Origin of the sequence: Bacillus sp. SIMBA_074 (genome assembly GCF_046534555.1) — a bacterium.
In the GTDB taxonomy this organism is placed as follows: domain Bacteria; phylum Bacillota; class Bacilli; order Bacillales; family Bacillaceae_G; genus Bacillus_A; species Bacillus_A mycoides.
The window spans coordinates 76,067-95,631 of record NZ_JAWRYM010000008.1 but is presented as its reverse complement, the minus strand read 5'-3'; the positions used below and the strand labels follow the sequence as shown (position 1 = coordinate 95,631).

At 35.9% G+C, this 19,565-nt stretch carries 16 protein-coding genes; 6 read left to right on the top strand and 10 right to left on the bottom strand.

Going from position 1 to position 19,565, the window contains the following annotated elements:
* Window positions 1-12: 12 nt before the first annotated feature.
* Both treP and treR read right to left on the bottom strand, forming a co-directional pair.
* Window positions 13-1,440, bottom strand: coding sequence for a PTS system trehalose-specific EIIBC component (gene treP / locus SB773_RS11795; protein ID WP_410590039.1), 1,428 nt, complete (start codon window positions 1,438-1,440; stop codon window positions 13-15).
* A gap of 295 nt (window positions 1,441-1,735) precedes the next feature.
* A complete protein-coding gene (treR, locus tag SB773_RS11790; RefSeq protein WP_410590037.1) occupies window positions 1,736-2,446 on the bottom strand; it encodes a trehalose operon repressor in 711 nt (236 codons plus the stop codon).
* Window positions 2,447-2,896: 450 nt separating this feature from the next.
* On the opposite strand from treR, the gene SB773_RS11785 reads away from it, so the two are divergent.
* Window positions 2,897-4,294, top strand: a complete 1,398-nt coding sequence (locus SB773_RS11785) for an amino acid permease (RefSeq protein ID WP_410590035.1) — start codon at window positions 2,897-2,899, stop codon at window positions 4,292-4,294.
* A gap of 31 nt (window positions 4,295-4,325) precedes the next feature.
* Here the strand turns inward: SB773_RS11785 and SB773_RS11780 are convergent, their stop codons facing one another.
* Entirely contained in the window at window positions 4,326-6,029 is a 1,704-nt protein-coding gene (locus tag SB773_RS11780) for a putative bifunctional diguanylate cyclase/phosphodiesterase (RefSeq protein ID WP_033708780.1), read from the bottom strand.
* Between the two features lie 618 nt (window positions 6,030-6,647).
* The gene (locus SB773_RS11775) at window positions 6,648-6,989 is read right to left on the bottom strand and encodes a hypothetical protein (protein ID WP_131247560.1); all 342 of its coding nucleotides are present in this window, start codon (window positions 6,987-6,989) and stop codon (window positions 6,648-6,650) included.
* A gap of 349 nt (window positions 6,990-7,338) precedes the next feature.
* On the opposite strand from SB773_RS11775, the gene SB773_RS11770 reads away from it, so the two are divergent.
* The 3 genes from SB773_RS11770 to SB773_RS11760 all read left to right on the top strand — a co-directional run bounded on the left by SB773_RS11770 (window position 7,339) and on the right by SB773_RS11760 (window position 11,776).
* On the top strand, window positions 7,339-8,868 hold the full coding sequence (locus tag SB773_RS11770; RefSeq protein ID WP_060751657.1) for a cardiolipin synthase: 1,530 nt from the start codon (window positions 7,339-7,341) through the stop codon (window positions 8,866-8,868).
* Between the two features lie 127 nt (window positions 8,869-8,995).
* The gene (locus SB773_RS11765) at window positions 8,996-9,889 is read left to right on the top strand and encodes an ATP-binding protein (RefSeq protein ID WP_000892986.1); all 894 of its coding nucleotides are present in this window, start codon (window positions 8,996-8,998) and stop codon (window positions 9,887-9,889) included.
* Window positions 9,890-9,892: 3 nt separating this feature from the next.
* The gene (locus tag SB773_RS11760; protein ID WP_410590031.1) at window positions 9,893-11,776 is read left to right on the top strand and encodes a vWA domain-containing protein; all 1,884 of its coding nucleotides are present in this window, start codon (window positions 9,893-9,895) and stop codon (window positions 11,774-11,776) included.
* 40 nt (window positions 11,777-11,816) lie between these two features.
* On the opposite strand, the gene SB773_RS11755 is transcribed toward SB773_RS11760, so the two are convergent.
* Genes SB773_RS11755 through SB773_RS11745 form a run of 3 tightly spaced genes read right to left on the bottom strand, consistent with a single transcriptional unit; the run spans window position 11,817 to window position 14,500 of the window.
* Window positions 11,817-12,239: an NUDIX hydrolase gene (locus SB773_RS11755; RefSeq protein ID WP_002090992.1), complete on the bottom strand. Its 423-nt coding sequence runs from the start codon at window positions 12,237-12,239 to the stop codon at window positions 11,817-11,819.
* A gap of 60 nt (window positions 12,240-12,299) precedes the next feature.
* Entirely contained in the window at window positions 12,300-13,265 is a 966-nt protein-coding gene (locus SB773_RS11750; protein ID WP_002125175.1) for an L-threonine 3-dehydrogenase, read from the bottom strand.
* Between the two features lie 44 nt (window positions 13,266-13,309).
* A complete protein-coding gene (locus SB773_RS11745) occupies window positions 13,310-14,500 on the bottom strand; it encodes a glycine C-acetyltransferase (RefSeq protein ID WP_000095918.1) in 1,191 nt (396 codons plus the stop codon).
* A gap of 212 nt (window positions 14,501-14,712) precedes the next feature.
* On the opposite strand from SB773_RS11745, the gene SB773_RS11740 reads away from it, so the two are divergent.
* Window positions 14,713-15,444: a class I SAM-dependent DNA methyltransferase gene (locus SB773_RS11740; RefSeq protein ID WP_131247555.1), complete on the top strand. Its 732-nt coding sequence runs from the start codon at window positions 14,713-14,715 to the stop codon at window positions 15,442-15,444.
* A 32-nt stretch (window positions 15,445-15,476) separates the two neighbouring features.
* Here the strand turns inward: SB773_RS11740 and SB773_RS11735 are convergent, their stop codons facing one another.
* From SB773_RS11735 to SB773_RS11725, 3 genes are read right to left on the bottom strand one after another with little or no spacing between them, the layout of a single operon-like run.
* Window positions 15,477-16,298 (bottom strand): ABC transporter ATP-binding protein, encoded by an 822-nt coding sequence (locus SB773_RS11735; protein ID WP_002167083.1) that lies wholly within the window; start codon window positions 16,296-16,298, stop codon window positions 15,477-15,479.
* Window positions 16,299-16,310: 12 nt separating this feature from the next.
* Window positions 16,311-17,369: a FecCD family ABC transporter permease gene (locus tag SB773_RS11730; protein ID WP_002169174.1), complete on the bottom strand. Its 1,059-nt coding sequence runs from the start codon at window positions 17,367-17,369 to the stop codon at window positions 16,311-16,313.
* Window positions 17,366-18,370: a FecCD family ABC transporter permease gene (locus tag SB773_RS11725; protein WP_016093353.1), complete on the bottom strand. Its 1,005-nt coding sequence runs from the start codon at window positions 18,368-18,370 to the stop codon at window positions 17,366-17,368. The genes SB773_RS11730 and SB773_RS11725 overlap by 4 nt, the downstream gene beginning before the upstream one ends.
* 172 nt (window positions 18,371-18,542) lie before the next feature.
* Between SB773_RS11725 and SB773_RS11720 the strand changes: the two genes are divergently transcribed.
* Complete coding sequence (locus tag SB773_RS11720) at window positions 18,543-19,511, top strand: ABC transporter substrate-binding protein (RefSeq protein WP_016101841.1); 969 nt, start codon at window positions 18,543-18,545, stop codon at window positions 19,509-19,511.
* Window positions 19,512-19,565: the final 54 nt, after the last annotated feature.

Genomic DNA, 19,565 nt, shown 5'->3' with positions numbered 1-19,565 from the left:
TTTAACTTCCTCCTACTTCTGTTTAACTCTTTTTGCAAATAACCATGTTAACGTAAATGGGATTACAACCGCAATAATCATCCCTACAATAAACATTGGAATCGATTTCGGAATGATAGAAATAAATGCTGGCAATCCGCCAATTCCGATTGCTGGTGCTAATACACCATTTAATGTAATAAATATCGCTGCTATAACAGACCCAATAATCGCTGCATAGAACGGGAATTTATTTCTTAAATTCACACCGAACATCGCTGGCTCTGTAATACCGAAGTACGCTGAGATTGCTGATGTTGATGCCATACTTTTATCATTTTGATTTTTAGAAATCCAGAACATCGCTAGTGCCGCACTACCTTGTGCAATGTTAGAAAGAGCAATCATCGGCCAAATAAATGTACCGCCGTGCTGTGCAATTAGCTGTAAATCAATTGCAATAAACATATGATGCATTCCTGTAATTACGAGCGGTGCATATAATGCTCCAAATAATACTGCTCCAACTACTGGTACCGTTTCATATACGCCAACTAATCCAGCCGTTAATAAATCGCCAATATGACGTGTAACTGGACCGATAATTCCTAACGCTAACACACCCGTTACAACGATTGTTGTAATTGGTACAACTAATAATTGAATTGCGTTTGGCACATGTTTCTTTAAGAAGATTTCAACTTTACTTAATACGAATGCTGCTACTAAAATGGGTAAAATTTGACCTTGATACCCTACCTTTTCAATTTGGAATAGCCCTAAAATATCGAAGTACTCAATCTTTTGTCCCTCTAAACCAGTCGCTGCTTTTCCATAATCCCACGCGTTTAATAAGGCCGGATGCACAAGCATTAATCCCATAACAATCCCTAGTATTGGACTACCACCAAAGCGCTTCGTTGCTGACCAACCAACAAGTGCCGGTAAGAATACGAATGCTGTATTGGCCATCATATTAATTAAATCCCAAAGCCCACCTAAGTTCGGATATACTTCTAATAAATTTTTCCCATCAAAAAATAAGTCCTTTGCCCCTAACAGGTTATTAATCCCCATTAGTAAACCTGCCGTAATAATTGCTGGCAAAATCGGCATAAATACATCTGAAAATACTTTTACAAACTTTTGAACTGGATTTAATTTTTTATCCCCTGAACCTTTTACGTCAGCTACTGTCGATTCTTCCATACCTGCAAGCGTTATCAATTCAGCGTATACTCGATCGACATCACCTGGACCAATTACAATTTGAAATACCCCAGCGTTATGAAACGCTCCCTTTACTAATGAAACAGACTGTAATTTATCATTATCTATTTTATTTTCATCTTTTAAAGCGATACGTAGCCTCGTTACACAGTGCGCAGCTTGTTCAATATTGTCTTTCCCACCAATATACTGCAACACTTCTTTTGCTGTTTTACGATAGTCTTTCCCCATATTCCCGTCCCTCTTTTCTTTTTTTGATACCGTTTACACTTACATATTAACTCGTATATATAAGTTAGTCAACACTCGTATATATAAGTTGGTGATTTTTTTATAAAGTGAAACTTTAATCAGTGGGGGTTTTGTTCATCCCCCACTGACTACTAGCCTTCACCAATCGGGCGTTTACAGGCAGTTGATCTCCCACCTAACTTCTTTGCTCCAGCTGAATTTTGAGGTGGGAGTTTTACTGCCCACAAATAGCGGGATAAATAAAGAGATGGAACGATTATTTCGCTCCATCTCTTTATTTTCTTCGCGCCACATCCGAAAAGTGAAAAATATCTAAACGGTGACGTGATTCCGTATATTCGAACTGACTCCCATCGTATAAATGAGTAAAGTTTTTTACAACGACAACATAGTCTGTTCCATTTAAATCCAAATACTTTCGGTCATCCTCTGTACATGGTTGCACTTCAATTACCCGCTGTGAATAGCTAATATGTAGCCCTAATTCTTTCTCAATGTATTTATAAATCGATGCAGTTGCAATTTCTCTCGTTAATCCTGGAATATATTCCGCTACAAAATGGTTTATATCTAAAATCACTTTTTCTCCATCAATATTTCGTACACGTTTAATATGATCTATTTCTGTTTTCTCTTTCACGTTTAATAGTTTTGCTACATCTTTTGTCGCTTTTATTTTCTCCATTTCTACGACTTCTGTAATACAGTAACGTCCTAAACGCTCATTTTCTTCTTGAAAACTTACAATGCCACCGAAGTTAAACTCAATGTTTTTGCGCTTTAATACAAAAACACCTTTTCCATGAATTTTTTGCACATATCCACGCTCTTGCAATAAATCTACTGCTTTTCTTACAGTACCCCTGCTTGCCTCGTACTGCTTCATTAATTCTGTTTCTGATGGGATTTTGCATCCCTCTTTTAATTGCTTATTATCAATAGACTTACTGATTTCTGTATAAATTTGTTCATACTTACTCATCATCTACAATAGCCCCTTGTCACCTTCTAATTCTATATGTATTATACCATGCTACACTCTTCTGCCAATCTCTCACTTATTATCCAGTATAGGAAAAATACGGATAAATATTTAATCTCTAAAACGTATTTTTATAAAAATTTTTATATTTTTCTTTTCATTCAAAAAAACATGTAGTATACTAACTTCAAAATCAGAGGAGAAAGGGAGCAAAGAACTATGCTTACTTATACAACAATTGTAGTTACATTTGCACAAAAACATCATCATCATACGTAACCCTTGAAACCTAGCGGAAAAATTACGCGTAGGTACAAGGGTTATTCCCGTTGTACCTACGCTTTGGCAAAGAGCCATGTAGGTATTTTTTATCTACATGGCTCTTTTTTTATTGCCAAAAAGCTAGTAAAAAATGATGTTTAAGCAAATCTTACTACAAAGGAGTTAACAAAAATGGAAACGAAAAAATGGGGATTATGGGTTTTAACAGCTTTTGTTATCGGGAATATGGTTGGCGGTGGCGTATTTATGCTCCCAGCAAATTTAGCACAAGTATCAGGTCCAATGGGTTCTACACTCGCATGGAGTATTACAGGACTTGGTGTATTTATGATTGCACTCGTATTTGGAAATTTAGCAATTCGTAAACCAGAATTAAAAGCAGGACCACAAAGTTACGCCCAAGCGATGTTTACTTCCCAAAAGGCAGGTAAAGTTGCAGGATATAGTATGGCTTGGGGATACTGGGCTGCTAACTGGGCTGCTACAGCATCTGTAATTATTTCCTTTGCAGGATATTTATCAACATTCTTCCCAGTTTTACAAAGTAAGCAAATTCTCTTTTCAACAAACGGATTTTCATTAGAACTTGGAAAAGCTTTAACCTTCATAGTATGTAGTATGATGCTATGGGGAATTCAATATATTCTTTCTCAAAATATTGATAGAGCCGGAAATATGAACCTTCTTGCAACAATCGCAAAAATCATCGGATTTACAATGTTTATTGTAATCACATTATTCATTTTCAATGCCTCTAATTTCGGGGACGGTCAAACATTTATGAATGAAGCTGGACAACCTATTTCGTTGGGTGGACAAATAAATTCCGCTGCTATTGCAACACTTTGGGCGTTTATCGGTATTGAGTCAGCAGTTATGCTCTCTAACCGTGCAAAATCTCAGCACGATGTTAAGAAAGCTACGATTTTCGGATTAATCATCGCTCTTCTTATTTACATGGCAATTACTCTACTAACAATGGGCGCTCTTCCACAAGACGCTTTAAAAGAGTCTCAAAAACCATTAGTAGATGCATTAAATTTAGCAATTGGTACTAAAGGTGCTTATATAATGGCCTTACTTGCACTCGTATCTTTATTCGGCTCTACTGTAGGATGGATCGTTGTTAGCTCAGAAGTACCTTACCAGGCTGCTAAAAATGGACTTTTCCCTAAGTTTTTCAGTAAAACAAATAAAAAAGGTAGTCCTTCAAAATCATTATTTATTACAAATGTGATGACGCAAATTTTCTTATTCTCAACGATTTCTGGTACTGTTTCAGAAGCATATAATTTCGCTATTGTTGTAGCGACATTAGCATATTTAATCCCGTACCTTGTTTCTACCTTGTATCAGTTAAAATTAGTTATTACGGGGGAAACGTATGATATAATGCCGGGATCTCGAATAAAAGATGGAATCATTACTGCATTAGCATTTTTATATTCCATATGGGTTATTAAAACGGGAACTGCTGATTTAAAAACATTCTTCTTAGGCATTGGTTTGTTTGTATTAGGTCTTATTCTTTATCCAGTTTTAATGAAAGATTCACAAAAAAAACAATAAAAAAGAGAAGCTTTTCGCTTCTCTTTTTTTATTAAAAATCAGTTAATAACTTTTCTTTTAGTTCCCCTATATCTAACGGTTTCGCATAATAGAAACCTTGTACAAAGTCGCAACTCATTGATTTTAATAAACTTTCTTGTTCTACCGTTTCTACCCCTTCAGCAACCACTAATAAATTTAAACTATGGGCAATTTCAATAACCGATTTTACAATCGTTCGCTCTGGTTGTGCATGATCATAATGAAACTCACGAATAAAATTACGATCAATTTTCACAATATCAAGTGGTAGTTGTTTTAAATAATATAATGAGGAATACCCTGTTCCGAAATCATCTAAAGCGATTAAAATTCCCATACTTCTTAATTCTTGTAATGTAGCAATAATATAATCAAAATGACGTACAGCTATACTTTCTGTTATTTCTAATATTAAACGATTTGGCGGAAACCCTGTTCGCTTCAATATACTACGAACAGATAAAATAAATCGCTTTTGCATCAATTGTTGTATTGATAAATTAACAGATAACTTCAGTCCCTCTTGATAATCTGGTAAAGTTTTAAACAGTCGACATGACTTTTCTAGTACCCAGTCTCCTAGTTTTATAATAAGTCCACACTCTTCAGCTACAGGGATAAATTCACTTGGTGAAATAGGACCTTCTTCTGTCTTACAGCGTACTAAAGCCTCAATACCAGTACATTTCTTTGTTTTCAAATCAATAATGGGTTGTAATGCCACTTTTAATTCTTCGTCACGAATCGCTTTTTGCAAAGCAAATTCTATTTTCATTCTACGGTTTATTTTCGCACGTAATTCATCTGTAAAGAAGCACGCCGCATTTCTTCCTTGCTCTTTCGCACTATACATGGCTAAATCCGAATTTTTTAATAACGTTTCAACGTCTTTTCCATCTTGCGGATAGGAACAAAGTCCTAGACTAGCTGAAATATATACTTCATGACCTTCAAGCATAAATGGCGCTTGAAAGCATGACAACACGGATGTCGCTAACTGCCTCATCTCATCATGTGTATGAGTTTTTGTTAACAGCACAAATTCGTCGCCACCAAGCCTAGCCAGAACATCTTTCTCTCCTAGCACATAATGCAACCGTGAAGCAACTTCGCTTAAAAGTAAATCTCCTATCATATGACCTAACGTATCATTCACTAATTTAAAACGATCTAAATCAAAGTAAATCATGCCAAACTCTATTTTCTCTGCAATCATCTTATTTACAGTCGTAATTAACTGTAAACGGTTCGGTAAACTTGTTAACGCATCATGATAAGCAAGTTCCCTATAACGACTTTCGCTTAATCGTAATCTTTGTTCTGCTTCTTTCCTACTACTTATATCATTTCGAATTGCAATAAATTGATAAGGTTCTCCCTTTTCATTTAAAAATGGAACAATTGTTGTTTTAACCCAATAATACGTACCATCTTTTGCTTGATTTCGAATTTCCCCTGTCCAGACTTTTCCACTCAAAATACGCTTCCATAGGATTTGAAAAAATGCTTTCGGATGATATCCGGAATTTAAAATACGGTGATCTTTTCCTATTAACTCTTCTCTTTTATATTTTGAGATTTCACAAAATTTATCATTCACATATGTAATAAGACCATTTCGGTCTGTAATAGCAACAATTGAAGACTCATCTAATGCTAATTTTAAATCTTGCAATGAAGAGTCATATAATGCATGACCTCTTTGTTCTAGCATGCGCACCTCTCCTTGCTTCCTATCTGACTAAAACACAACTCGTTTCTCTTCATAGAAATAGAGATATTTCATTTTCTAACAATACGCCTTTACATAAAATGAAACTTTAATCAGTGGGGGGGGGATTGTCCATCCCCCACTGATTATTAGCCTTCACCAATCGGGCTTTTATCTCCCACCTAACTTCCTCACATTCACCGAATTTTGAGGTGGGAGTCTTACTGCCCGTTAATGCGGGATAAATCACAAATTTTTTCTAAATAGGCCGATTAAAATAACATAATATTATTTATAAAAAAAAGCAATATGGTGCCCTTTAAATTATAGTAGAGGCTTCTTTCTTCTCTGATTATCTGATTTTATTATACAATATGCTGCTTATATTCTATTCATTTATAAAGTGAAGATTTTATAAATATTAGCCATCCACCATCTATCCCTCTTTACGTTTATAAAAAATTGAAGGGTGAATATAACTGCCTACCAATTGCGGAATAGCTATTAAATACAAAATATATGCATTCATAAATAGTGCTATAAACACCTGATTTGACATTTAATACTTTGAATTACAATAATAAAATATTAACATATTTCCACCTTATTTTTGGAAATATGTTAATAATAAGGGTACGATGTTTGTTGATAAGCTGGGTATGGTACTGGGTACGGCGCTGGATAAGTTACCGGGTATGGTGCTGGATAATATCCCCCACCACTAGCTGCACCTGTTAATGCCCCAGCTGTAAGTCCTCCTACTACGCCCCCTGCAAAACTCCCTGGGAAAAATCCTCCGCCCCATGAGCCTCCACCCCACCCGCCACCATGATGGTGGTAGTGATCATAATGATTATGTCCGCCATGATGATTGTGCCCTCCGTGATGATTATGTCCACCATGATGATTGTGTCCTCCGTGATGATTCCGATCATATCCTCCATAATTTCCAGTATAGTTCATTTTTCTTCCTCTCCTTTTAGCATATAGTTCTGCCTCTCTTTAATATGTGGAATAATAAGGATTCTATTGATAATCCACATAGTATGGATAATCTGAATAATATGGATAACCATATCCGCCAAAACCACGGCCATGACCAAATCCTCCAATTGGACGACCGTATATTTTATTCACACCCCTTTTTTATATAACAACGTAACAATATACTGTATGTAGGACAAATGCGGAAAGTATAGGACAAATGTCTATATTTTGTAAAAAAAACAAAACACTTTATAATAAGGATGTCAGATTATATCTTCTATTTAAGAAGTCTATATTTAAGAAAGATTAGAGGAATTATATAGAAATGAAGAAACCTATCGTTCAATTATTATTAATATTTACAATCGTATCTATCGTTCTTTTCCTATTAAATACATCGGTTATTTCGTTATATACGTTTGTTGGTGCTCTATGGTCCATCACAATCGTAGGAATTTCATTCGTTATTTTTATCGAAAATAGATCACCCCAAAGCACCTTAGCGTGGTTTTTAGTATTAGCACTTCTTCCTGTTGTAGGTGTCCTTTTATACTCTATTTTCGGGCGTAGCCGTTGGAGAAGAAAAAAACATCTTCATCGTTCAGAAGAACAAAGAAAGTTATTCCGCGAAATATTAGAAGGAAGACGACTAGAATTATCACTCACAGTCCCATTACATGAACGTTCTATACATTTAACAGAAGTCGTACAAAAATTCGGAGGCGGGCCTGCCGCAGATAGAACGACAACAAAACTTTTAACAAACGGTGATCAAACCTTTTCAGAAATTCTGCAAGCTATTGAGCATGCAAAACATCACATACATATTCAATACTATATTTATAAATCTGATGAGATTGGTACAAAAGTACGAGATGCTTTAATACAAAAAGCAAAAGATGGTGTTATTGTACGCTTCCTTTATGATGGACTCGGAAGTAATACGTTAAGACGACGATTTTTACAACCTATGAAAAAAGCTGGAATTGAAATTGTCGAATTTGACCCTATTTTTTCAGCTTGGTTACTCGAGACAGTTAATTATCGGAATCACCGTAAAATCGTCATTGTAGATGGAGAAATTGGTTTTACCGGAGGGCTCAACGTCGGTGATGAATATCTTGGTCGCTCAAAAAAATTCCCTGTTTGGCGTGATAGTCATTTAAAAATAGAAGGAAAAGCATTGTATAAATTACAAGCCATCTTTCTAGAAGATTGGCTTTATGCGTCTAGTGGATTGAATACTTATTCTTGGGATCAATTTATGAATAGACACTACTTCCCAGGAAAAGAAATTCCGGATGCAGAAGGTGCGGTGCAAATTGTAGCAAGTGGACCAAGCTCAGATGATAAAAGTATTCGTAATACATTACTAGCTGTTATGGGCTCAGCCAAAAAATCTATTTGGATCGCTACACCATACTTTATTCCGGATCAAGAAACTTTAACATTATTACGCTTAAGTGCAATATCTGGCATAGATGTACGCATTTTATATCCTGGTAAGAGTGATAGTATTATTAGCGATCAAGCATCTCAATCCTATTTCACTCCACTTTTAAAAGCTGGTGCTTCTATTTACAGTTATAAAGATGGATTTATGCACGCAAAGATTGTACTCGTTGACGATAAAATTGCAACAATCGGAACAGCAAATATGGATGTACGTAGCTTTGAATTGAATTATGAAATTATTAGCGTACTATATGAATCAGAAACCGTTCATGATATTAAACGCGATTTTGAAGAAGACTTTAAACACTCCACTGAAATTAAATGGAACTCGTTCCAAAAAAGAAGTATCAAAAAAAGAATATTAGAGTCCTTTATGCGACTCATTTCTCCTTTACTATAAGCAATCAATGTGATATTGATTGCTTTTTCTTTTATATTTCCCCCTTCTCCTTTTCTTTGCATACCATATTAAAACAAGTTATCATAAGATGTATTACTTTATGAAAATAATGTTAGGTGGGAAATACATGTTAGAACAATTTCATATACATTCTGATTTAAAACAGCAGCTTTCTACAATTCATGAAAAGAATAAACAAGAAGCTGGTGAAAATGCACATTTAATTGGCAAGAAAATATATAAAGCATCTGATAATAGCATTATTGAAGATGCCATTACAGCACTTTTACTTGGTAAAAACATTCTATTAAAAGGACCAACTGGTAGTGGTAAAACCGTACTAGCAGAAACTCTTTCTTCTTTATTCCAAAAACCAATGCATAGCATTAACTGTTCTGTCGATTTAGATGTGGAAGGTATTTTAGGATACAACACATTACAAACAAAAGACGGCGCATCTGAAGTTACGTTCGTTAACGGTCCTCTTATGAAGGCAATGAAAAACGGTCATTTCCTTTATATTGATGAAATCAATATGGCAAAACCTGAAACGTTACCACTTCTTCATGGTGCGTTAGATTACCGTAAAATGATTACAAACCCATTTACACAAGAAGTTGTATACGGTGATGACGAATATCGCGTAATTGCTGCGATTAACGAAGGTTATGTTGGGACAAGTGAACTAAACGAAGCGTTAAAAAACCGTTTCGTTATTATTGAAGTTCCTTACATTCAAGGTGATACATTAAAAGAACTATTACTATCTGAATCAAAATTAAATGATGTTGCAACAATTGAAAAGTTCGTTGCATTCGCAAGCGATCTTATGCCTTTAGCTCGTGATGGGCGCGTAAGTGAAGAAGCAGCTAGTATTCGTGGCATTATCGATGCATGTGATTTAGGTGTATATATTCCTGTTATGCGTGCAATTGAACGTAGTATTATCGCAAAATTAAACGATGAAACAGAACAAATGACTGTCCGTGAATTAGCAGAAAGTTATTTCTTTGAGGGATAATTCATGAGACAAATTTTTAGTGACAAAAAAATTGATGCGTCGCTGTTTCTACAAATGGAAAACTTAATGTATGCTCTTCTAAAAGAAGACGATGCCTATCTTGAGTATGGCTATAAAGCATACTACGACGAAATTGAAAAAAAGGTTGTCATTAGTCACTTTTGGGATGATCGAAAAGAAGAGGATACAGTAATCGGATTAAAAAGCGAAGTGTTCTTAAAGGCACTTGGTAATAAACATTACTCGGACATGACTTTAATTCGTTCTTATGCGATTGAGTTACAAGAATCGCCTCTAAAAAAGTTTTTAACACAATTATTTGTTCTATTAGAAGATTTGCGTGTTGAGGAAATCGTCAAAAATTTACGTCCTGGCACAAAACATATTTTTAAACGCCGAAAAGAAATGTATCGCAATTACTTTGGCTCACAAAATGAAATAAATCGTGTTCGTAACTATCACGGTGATCGTCTATTTTGTCTATGCTATCTTTCATTAACGAGTGATAAATATGAAATGTTTAATAATGAATATTTCGAGCAAATTGAATCAATTTTGCATGAAACATTCCAAGCTCGTAATACGGAAGATATTATGTATATTGTTGAGAAAATTCGCTATCGTTTAGAAGGACTTCTTGAAAGTGATATGCTTAATAATTATTTCGGACATGCACCGCTTTATTTATCTGTGATTGCAGATGAGAAAGACAGTCGCGCTGAAAAATTAGCAAATGATGATACGCAGCTCCTAGATGACGATGATAACAAAAACAAAATGGATGAAAGCTTCTCGACATGGCACCGTGAAAATAAAAACAATGAAAACGAGAACTTTTTACGCTTTGATTTAGAAAGCGGAACAAAAACAAATATGATGGGTGATACTGCTCGTGAATCAGAAGATGGTGACCAAGCACTTGGTTCTGTACAAGGTACTTCCCAAAAAAGTACACAATCTAACTTTGATGGTGCTGATACAGAGGAAGCAAGAGCGTCTCATGCTTCTAGCCAAAACGACGGTGCATACGGCAAGTATAATGTGGGAGCTTTTCATACATTTAAAGAAGCTCGCAAATCGAATCCTGATGAGAAAAAAGATTACCAAGCCATCAAATCAGTCGTTAATAAAGATGTAAAAGAATTAAAGAAAATTATCGAAAAAACAATTGAAAACAAAACGAATGCAAACAGTGATAAATATTACGGAAGGCTTCGTAAGAAATTCCTTCGTATTTATACTGAAAAACAGCCGCGTATGTTTTATAAAAAAGGACAAGAATCACAAGAGCTCGACGTTGCATTCCAACTATTAGTGGACTGCTCTGGTTCTATGTATAACAAAATGGAAGAAACGAAGAAGAGTGTGGTCCTATTCCATGAAGCTTTAAAATCTTTAAAAATCCCGCACGCTATTAGTGGATTTTGGGAAGATGCTTCTAGTGCTAAACCTGAAGATAAACCGAACGTTATCCATGAAGTTGTTACGTATAAAAACTCAACGTTACCAAACGTCGGTCCAGAAATTATGCAACTTCGCGAAGAAGAAGATAACCGCGACGGGTATATTATTCGTATCGTTTCCGAAAAGCTTGCGAAAAGACCAGAAAAACATAAATTCTTACTTGTCTTTACAGACGGTGAACCTTCTGCACTAGACTATCAACAAGACGGAATTTTAGATACGCACGAAGCAGTCAAACTTGCTCGCAAAAGTGGTATGGAAGTAATCGGCATCTTTATCGAAGAAGGCGAAGCGAAAGAAGCGACTTATCAACTAATGAAAAACATTTATAACCATCACTTCTTAGTTGCAAATCATGCTGAAGATTTACGCCTGAAGATTAAACCATTGTTGAAGAAACTATTACTGAAGACGATTGAATAGAAAAACAGGAGCCACGAGGCTCCTGTTTTTCTTCGTTAACTTACTTTGTTTCTGGTTGAAACTTGTATGGAATGGAAACTTCTAATAATAATTCGAACCCTCCATCGTAGTATGGGAATCGCTCATTCGCGATTTTTCTATCTACCCACTCGATTGCGGAAATTTCTCCTTCATCTTCTGCACGAAGTTCACCTGTTACTACATTTGCTCGGAATGTAAAAAATAATGCATGATGTCCTTTCTCTTCAAAAAACTTCTCATTTAATGCGACAAGTCCACTGAGTGCGGCAGTTAAACCTGTCTCTTCTTTCACTTCTCTTACTAGTGCTTCCTCTAATATTTCACCTTTTTCAACAGCCCCGCCTGGCAATGACCAAACGTTTTGTTCTATATTATGTACCATTAATATTTTATCTTTTTCGCTATCGTGTATTAATGCATATACAACATCAACTCTTTGCATGTTGCTTTTCTCCCTTCCTAAAATAATTAAGAGCCAATTCCTAAGAATCGGCTCTTCCTATTAATTCATTACTAACTCAGATGCGAGCTTTTTTTTTAACTTAGCCAGCATATCAGTTGTCATTCTGTCTAAATCATATTCTGCTTTAAAGCCCCACTCTTTCATTGCTGCTGTTGCATCAATAGAGTTCGGCCAGCTATCAGCGATTGTTTGACGAGCTGGATCTACTGCGTAATCCATTGTAAAGTTCGGAATGTGTTTACGGATTGATGCTGCAATTTGCTCTGGTTCAAAGCTCATTGCTGTAATGTTAAACGCATTTCTATGAACTAGTTTATTTGGATCAGCTTCCATTAATGAGATGATTGCTTGTAAAGCATCTGGCATATACATCATGTCCATGTATGTTCCTTCTGCAATGTATGAGGTGTATGTACCTTTTTTAATCGCCTCATAATAAATTTCAACTGCATAGTCAGTTGTTCCGCCTCCTGGAGGAGCTACGTAAGAAATTAAGCCTGGGAAACGTACACCGCGCGTATCAACGCCAAACTTTTGATGATAATAATCACATAGTAATTCTCCTGCTACTTTGTTTACCCCATACATCGTAGTAGGACGCTGAATTGTATCTTGTGGTGTATTATCTTTTGGCGTTGATGGACCAAATGCACCGATAGAACTTGGCGTGAAAAACTTACAGTTTAATTCACGTGCTGCTTCTAATGCATTTACAAGTCCGCCCATATTTAAATTCCAAGCAAATAACGGATTTTTTTCTGCAGTTGCTGAAAGTAAAGCCGCTAAATGAATAATTGTATCTACTTCATTACGCTTTGCAATATCATGTAATTTTTGTCCATCCGTTACATCTAACGTTTCAAATGGACCAGACGTTACTACTTCACTGTCTGTTTCACGAATATCTGTTGCAATAACATTTGATGCGCCGTATACATCACGAAGTTTCATTACTAGTTCAGAACCAATTTGCCCTAAAGAACCGGTTACTAGAATTTTTTTCATTTTTCCCACTCCCCATTTGCAAGCTATTCAAAAGATGTCGTTACTTAAATGATACCCATTTCTTTCCCTACTTTTTCATACTTACGAATTGCTTCATCTAGCATTTCTTTCGTATGAGCTGCTGTAGGCATATTACGAACGCGTCCCATTCCTTTTGCTACGGTTGGGAATACGATAGATTTTGCGTAAACGCCTTCTTCATTTAGACGTTTACTAAATTCTTGTGTTAATACTTCATCACCAATAATACAAGGTGTAATTGGTGTTTCACTTTCTCCAATGTTAAAGCCAAGTTCTTTTAACCCTTGTTTTAAATAGCGACCATTTTCCCATAAACGATCGTGTAACTCTGTGCTTTCCATTAGAATTTCAATTGATCTCATACAAGCAGCTGCATCAGCTGGTGTTAAAGCTGTTGAGAATAAGAATGGACGTGAACGCACTTTTAACCAATCGATTAAGTTTTGTTTCCCAGCTACATATCCACCAATTACCCCAATTGCTTTTGATAATGTACCAATTTGGAAATCAACTTTATCAGAAAGGCCGAAATGTTTTACAGTACCTGCACCTTTGCCAAGTACACCTGAACCGTGTGCATCATCTACATATGTCATTAAATCCAGCTCTTCTGCAATTTCAACAATCTCTGGTAATTTTGCAATATCTCCATCCATTGAGAAAACACCGTCTGTAATAACCATTAATTTATTATAAAGACCTGATTCTTTTGCCTCGATTGCTTTTTTGCGTAAATCTTCCATATCAGAATGCTTATAAACGATGATTTTCGCTCTTGATAGACGACTACCATCAATAATAGATGCATGGTTTAATTCATCTGAAAGAATCGCATCATTTTTATCCATAACAGCTGAAATCGCTGCCATATTACAGTTAAATCCTGATTGATAAGCAATTGCTGCTTCTGTATGTTTAAACTTTGCAATTGTTTCTTCTAATTTAATATGCAAATCTAAAGTACCGTTAATTGTACGAACAGCTCCTGCTCCAACGCCGTACTTATGAATTGCACCAATTGCTGCTTCTTGTAAGCGATTATCAGTCGCTAATCCAAGATAGTTGTTTGAAGATAAGTTAATATATTCTTTTCCGCCAATTGTAATAATCGGTCCATTTGGACTTTCAAGCGGATCAATTACGTTATAAAGCCCCTTTGATTTTAAATCCTCTAAATTTTCTTCTAAAAAGTTTGCAAGTGTTTTACTAGACATCGTGAAGCCTCCCATCGTTCATGTAAGCGGATTATTATCTTAATAGTTCTAATAATCCCTCTACTAGCTTAACACGTTTTCAGAATTTATTATAGAAAAATAGTTTAAAGAAACCGCTTACATTTTTAGATTATATATGATTCATTACAAGAAATCTATCATTTACTTTTCATATTTGATAGAATTAAAAAAATATTTAGGAGGCTTTTAAAATGGCTTTTACTGAATCTGATGTATATAATAACGAATCGTTTTTAGAGCAATATATGCAGCGAAGATATCGAGAAAATAGTCCAAACGAATCCCTTGAAAAACCAGCATTCTTTCAGCTCATTGGCAATGTATCAGGAAAACAAATCCTCGATTTAGGTTGTGGTGATGCTAAATTCGGCGAAGAATTATTAGAACATGGATGCCACTCTTACACTGGTATTGAAGGCTCCGAGCTTATGTATGAAAAAGCTAAAAAACAACTAGAAAATAAAAATGGCACCGTTCATTTTTTAAACCTCAAAGACTACACATACCCTCCTTCTACTTTTGATTTAGTAACATCTAGACTCGCCTTACATTATATTGAACACCTTGATATCATTTTTCAAAATGTGTTTCAAACTTTAAAAACAAACGGAACCTTCACCTTTAGCGTTCAACATCCCGTTATTACCTCTTCATTTGAAAGCTTGCAAACGAGTGGTAAAAGAACTAGTTGGCTCGTCGATGATTATTTCGAAACAGGAAAACGAGTTGAGCCATGGATTGATCAAGAAGTTATTAAATATCACCGGACTACGGAAGAATATTTTACATTATTACAACAAGCCGGATTTACGATTACAAGCTTAAAAGAAGCTACACCAAATCGAAACTGTTTTCAAGATGAAGAAGAATATGAACGACGTTTACGTATTCCCCTTTTTCTATTATTTTCTTGCCAAAAATAAAAAAGACGATGAATCCTCATCGTCTTTTTTCGTTATCTCATCGCCTGAACAGCCTCTTTAAGTACACGTCTTCCTCTTCCATGCGGGATACAGAGCGGTGTCCCAAATAACGGATCAGCGCTTATTTGACACTCCATACGGAATACATCCCGAACTAACTTCTGGTCAATAACTTCTTCTGGTTTACCTTGCGCATATATTTGTTTATCTTGAATAGCCACAATGTTGTCTGCATAACGACATGCCAAATTTAAATCGTGCAATACCATAACAATCGTTCTTTGCTCTGTTTCATTTAATTCGAATAATAAATCTAACACTTCAATTTGGTGCGTCATATCTAAATATGTAGTCGGCTCATCAAGCAAAATAATATCTGTATCTTGTGCAAGGGTCATTGCAATCCAAGCACGTTGACGTTGTCCACCTGAAAGGGCATGAACATCACGCTCAGCAAATTCTGTCATACCCGTTGCAGCAAGCGCTTTTTGTACCATTTCCTCATCTTTTTCGGACCATTGCTTCAGCCATGTTTGATATGGATAACGTCCTTGCTTTACAAGTTGCAATACTGTAAGTCCTTCTGGTGCTTGTGGCCCTTGCGGTAAAATCGCCATTTGACGAGCAATTTGCTTCGTTTGCATACTTTGAATTGCTTGATTATCTAACAAAATGTCACCGGTTGTTGGCTTTAATAATCTAGCTAGTGAACGTAATAAAGTTGATTTCCCACAACCGTTAGAACCGATGAAGATTGTAATTTCCCCTTTTGGAATTTCTAAATTCAGCTCATCAATAATAATCGTTTCACCATACGACAGCGTCAAGCGTTTCGTCTCCAATGCTTTTTGCATATTCATCTCCCTTTATGAATTCCGACTTTTATAAAGTAAATAAATAAAATAAGGTGCACCAATTGCTGATGTAAATACCCCTGCTGGAATTTCAAGTGGTGCGAAAACTGTACGCCCAATTAAATCTGCAGCGAGTACTAGAATTGCACCGATAATCGCCGCAACTGGGAGCAATGCACCGTAGAAAGAGCCAACTAATCTTCGCGAAATATGAGGTGCCATTAAACCAACAAATCCAATTCCTCCTGCAAAGGCAACTGCCCCGCCAATTAAAGCTGTACTAAGTAATAACATGAATACGCGTGACTTCGTTAAAGGAACACCCAGTCCTACCGCAATATCATCCCCTAACTCTTGAGCATTTAAATGTCTAGCCGCTATAAATGATATTACCGTTAAAATAAGAACCCACGGCGCAAGTATCATAACGTTTTGCCACGAAGAGCCATAAACAGTACCTGTGATCCATACATTCGCTTGACTTGCTTGATAAATTGGTGCTAACAACATAAATAAAGTTGTTGCTGCTTTCGTTAATGCCCAAAATCCAACACCAATTAAAACAAGACTAATCGGTGATAATCCATCATTTTTCCAGGCAAATAAATATACAAAAAACGCTACAATTGTTGCCCCAGCAAAAGCTGCTAGCGGCATATAATGAATGCTTACTGTTAACGCATTGTTTTTATCACTAAATATAGCTAAAAAGAGTACAACTGCAACACTTGCCCCGCCCGTAATTCCGATGATATCAGGGGAAGCAAGCGGATTTCGAACGAGCCCTTGTAAAATACAGCCCGCTACCGCAAGCGCAATTCCTACGAGGATAGCAATTAAAATACGCGGCATACGAAATTTATTTACAACCATATTTGACATCGCATCACCATTTCCGGTAATCGCTTGCCATACGTCATAAGGAGCAATTTTCATATCCCCCATACCTGCACTCGCAAAAAATAATCCTATTAAAACAACTAGTAAACTCAATAAGACGAGACAAGCTCGTTTATACATTAAAAACGAGAGCTCGCCTTTTCCAATACGAAACGGAATATACTTCTTCATTTGCTAAGCCCTCTCTTACGTGCAATATAAATAAAGAATGGGGCCCCGATAAATGCTGTCATAACCCCTACTGGTACTTCTTGTGGCATAATGACATATCTAGCTGCTATATCAGCTAAGAGTAATAGTATTGCACCTAACAAGCCGCTATACGGTACTCTCCACCTGTGATCTACTCCAACAAGGAATCTGGCAAAATACGGAGTAACAATACCAATAAATCCAATTGGACCAGCGACCGCAACTGAACCACCAGACAGCAATACAATAATAAGTAGTACGAATGATTTCATTAAAATTGTTCGTTGTCCAAGTCCTTTTGCAACGTCTTCCCCCATCATTAATGTGTTTACTTTCCCTGCCATCATAAGAGATGCGATCCAGCCTATTAATAAATATGGGAATACAGATTGTAAAATCTCTAACTTTCTTCCTTGCACAGATCCGGCAAGCCAAAATAACACTTCTTCAAATGCTTTTTCATTTAAAACAAGTAACCCTTGTGTTAATGATGAAAATAACGCACTGATTGCAACACCTGCTAACGTTAACTTAAGAGGTGTTGTCCCTTCTTTTCCTAAAGAACTAGAGGCGAATACAAGTACTGCTGCAACTGCCGCTCCTAAAAAGGCAATCCAAGTGAAAGCCGATAAAGACGTAACGGAAAAAAGTACAATTGCTACAACTATAAAGAACGCAGCGCCTGAATTTAATCCAATAAAATCTGGAGAAGCAAGCGGATTCTTTGTTAAAGTTTGCATTAAACAACCCGCAATGGCTAAACTAGCGCCAACACTTGCTGCAATTAACGCCCTTGGTAAACGCACATTTTGAATAATAATATGCTCATTTGAACCATTAAAATGGAAAAAAGCATCTAACGCTAATTTCCAACTCGTATTTGTATATCCGAAAATAATACTTCCCCAAATACAAATAACGACTGCAATGATTCCAACAAATAATCCAATCCATTTTGCTTGATTTGTTTTTAATAACATGCAGCGTTTCCCCTTCAATGTATAATGATACGTTGTAAGTGTATTTCAACTTAATTCTCATTGTCAACGATAATGAGAACTATTTTCAGTAATATATATTGACAATCAAAAGATAAAGGCTTAATATCATGCTTGCTATTGAAAAATATTCTCAACATGTAGGGGGTACATAATGAATTTCATGCAAAAGAAATCGTTTACAGTATTTGTATTTCTACTAGCTTTTTCACTTCTTTTAAGTGCTTGTGGAAAATCAAATAACAAAGAAGAATCAACAAAAGAAGATAATAAAAAAGAAATGATTACCGTTGAACACGCAATGGGTAAAACAGAAGTTCCTGCTAATCCAAAACGTGTAGTTATTTTAACGAATGAAGGAACTGAAGCTTTACTTGAATTAGGTGTGAAACCCGTTGGTGCTGTAAAGTCTTGGACTGGTGATCCGTGGTATCCACATATTAAGGACAAAATGAAAGATGTAAAAGTTGTTGGCGACGAAGGACAAGTTAACGTTGAAACGATTGCTTCTTTAAAACCAGACTTAATTATCGGTAACAAAATGCGTCACGAAAAAGTGTACGAGCAACTAAAAGCTATTGCACCTACTGTGTTCTCTGAAACATTACGTGGTGAATGGAAAGATAACTTCACATTTTATGCAAAGGCTTTAAATAAAGAAAAAGAAGGTCAAAAGGTTTTAGCTGATTACGAAAAACGTATGAAAGATTTGAAAGGCCAACTTGGCGATAAAGTAAATCAAGAAATTTCTATGGTACGTTTTATGCCTGGTGATGTTCGTATTTATCATGGCGATACATTCTCTGGTGTTATTTTAAAAGAACTTGGATTTAAACGTCCTGGAGATCAAAACAAAGATGATTTCGCAGAACGTAACGTATCTAAAGAGCGTATTTCGGCAATGGATGGCGATGTATTATTCTACTTCACATTCGATAAAGGCAATGAGAAAAAAGGTTCTGAACTAGAAAAAGAATATATAAACGACCCTCTCTTTAAAAACTTAAATGCAGTAAAGAACGGAAAAGCATACAAAGTTGACGACGTTATTTGGAATACAGCTGGCGGTGTAATGGCTGCTAACTTACTACTAGACGACATTGAAAAACGCTTTGTTAAATAATTTCATTCTAACCAGCTCCCTCTTTTATGGAGCTGGTTTTTTCATTTCACTGAA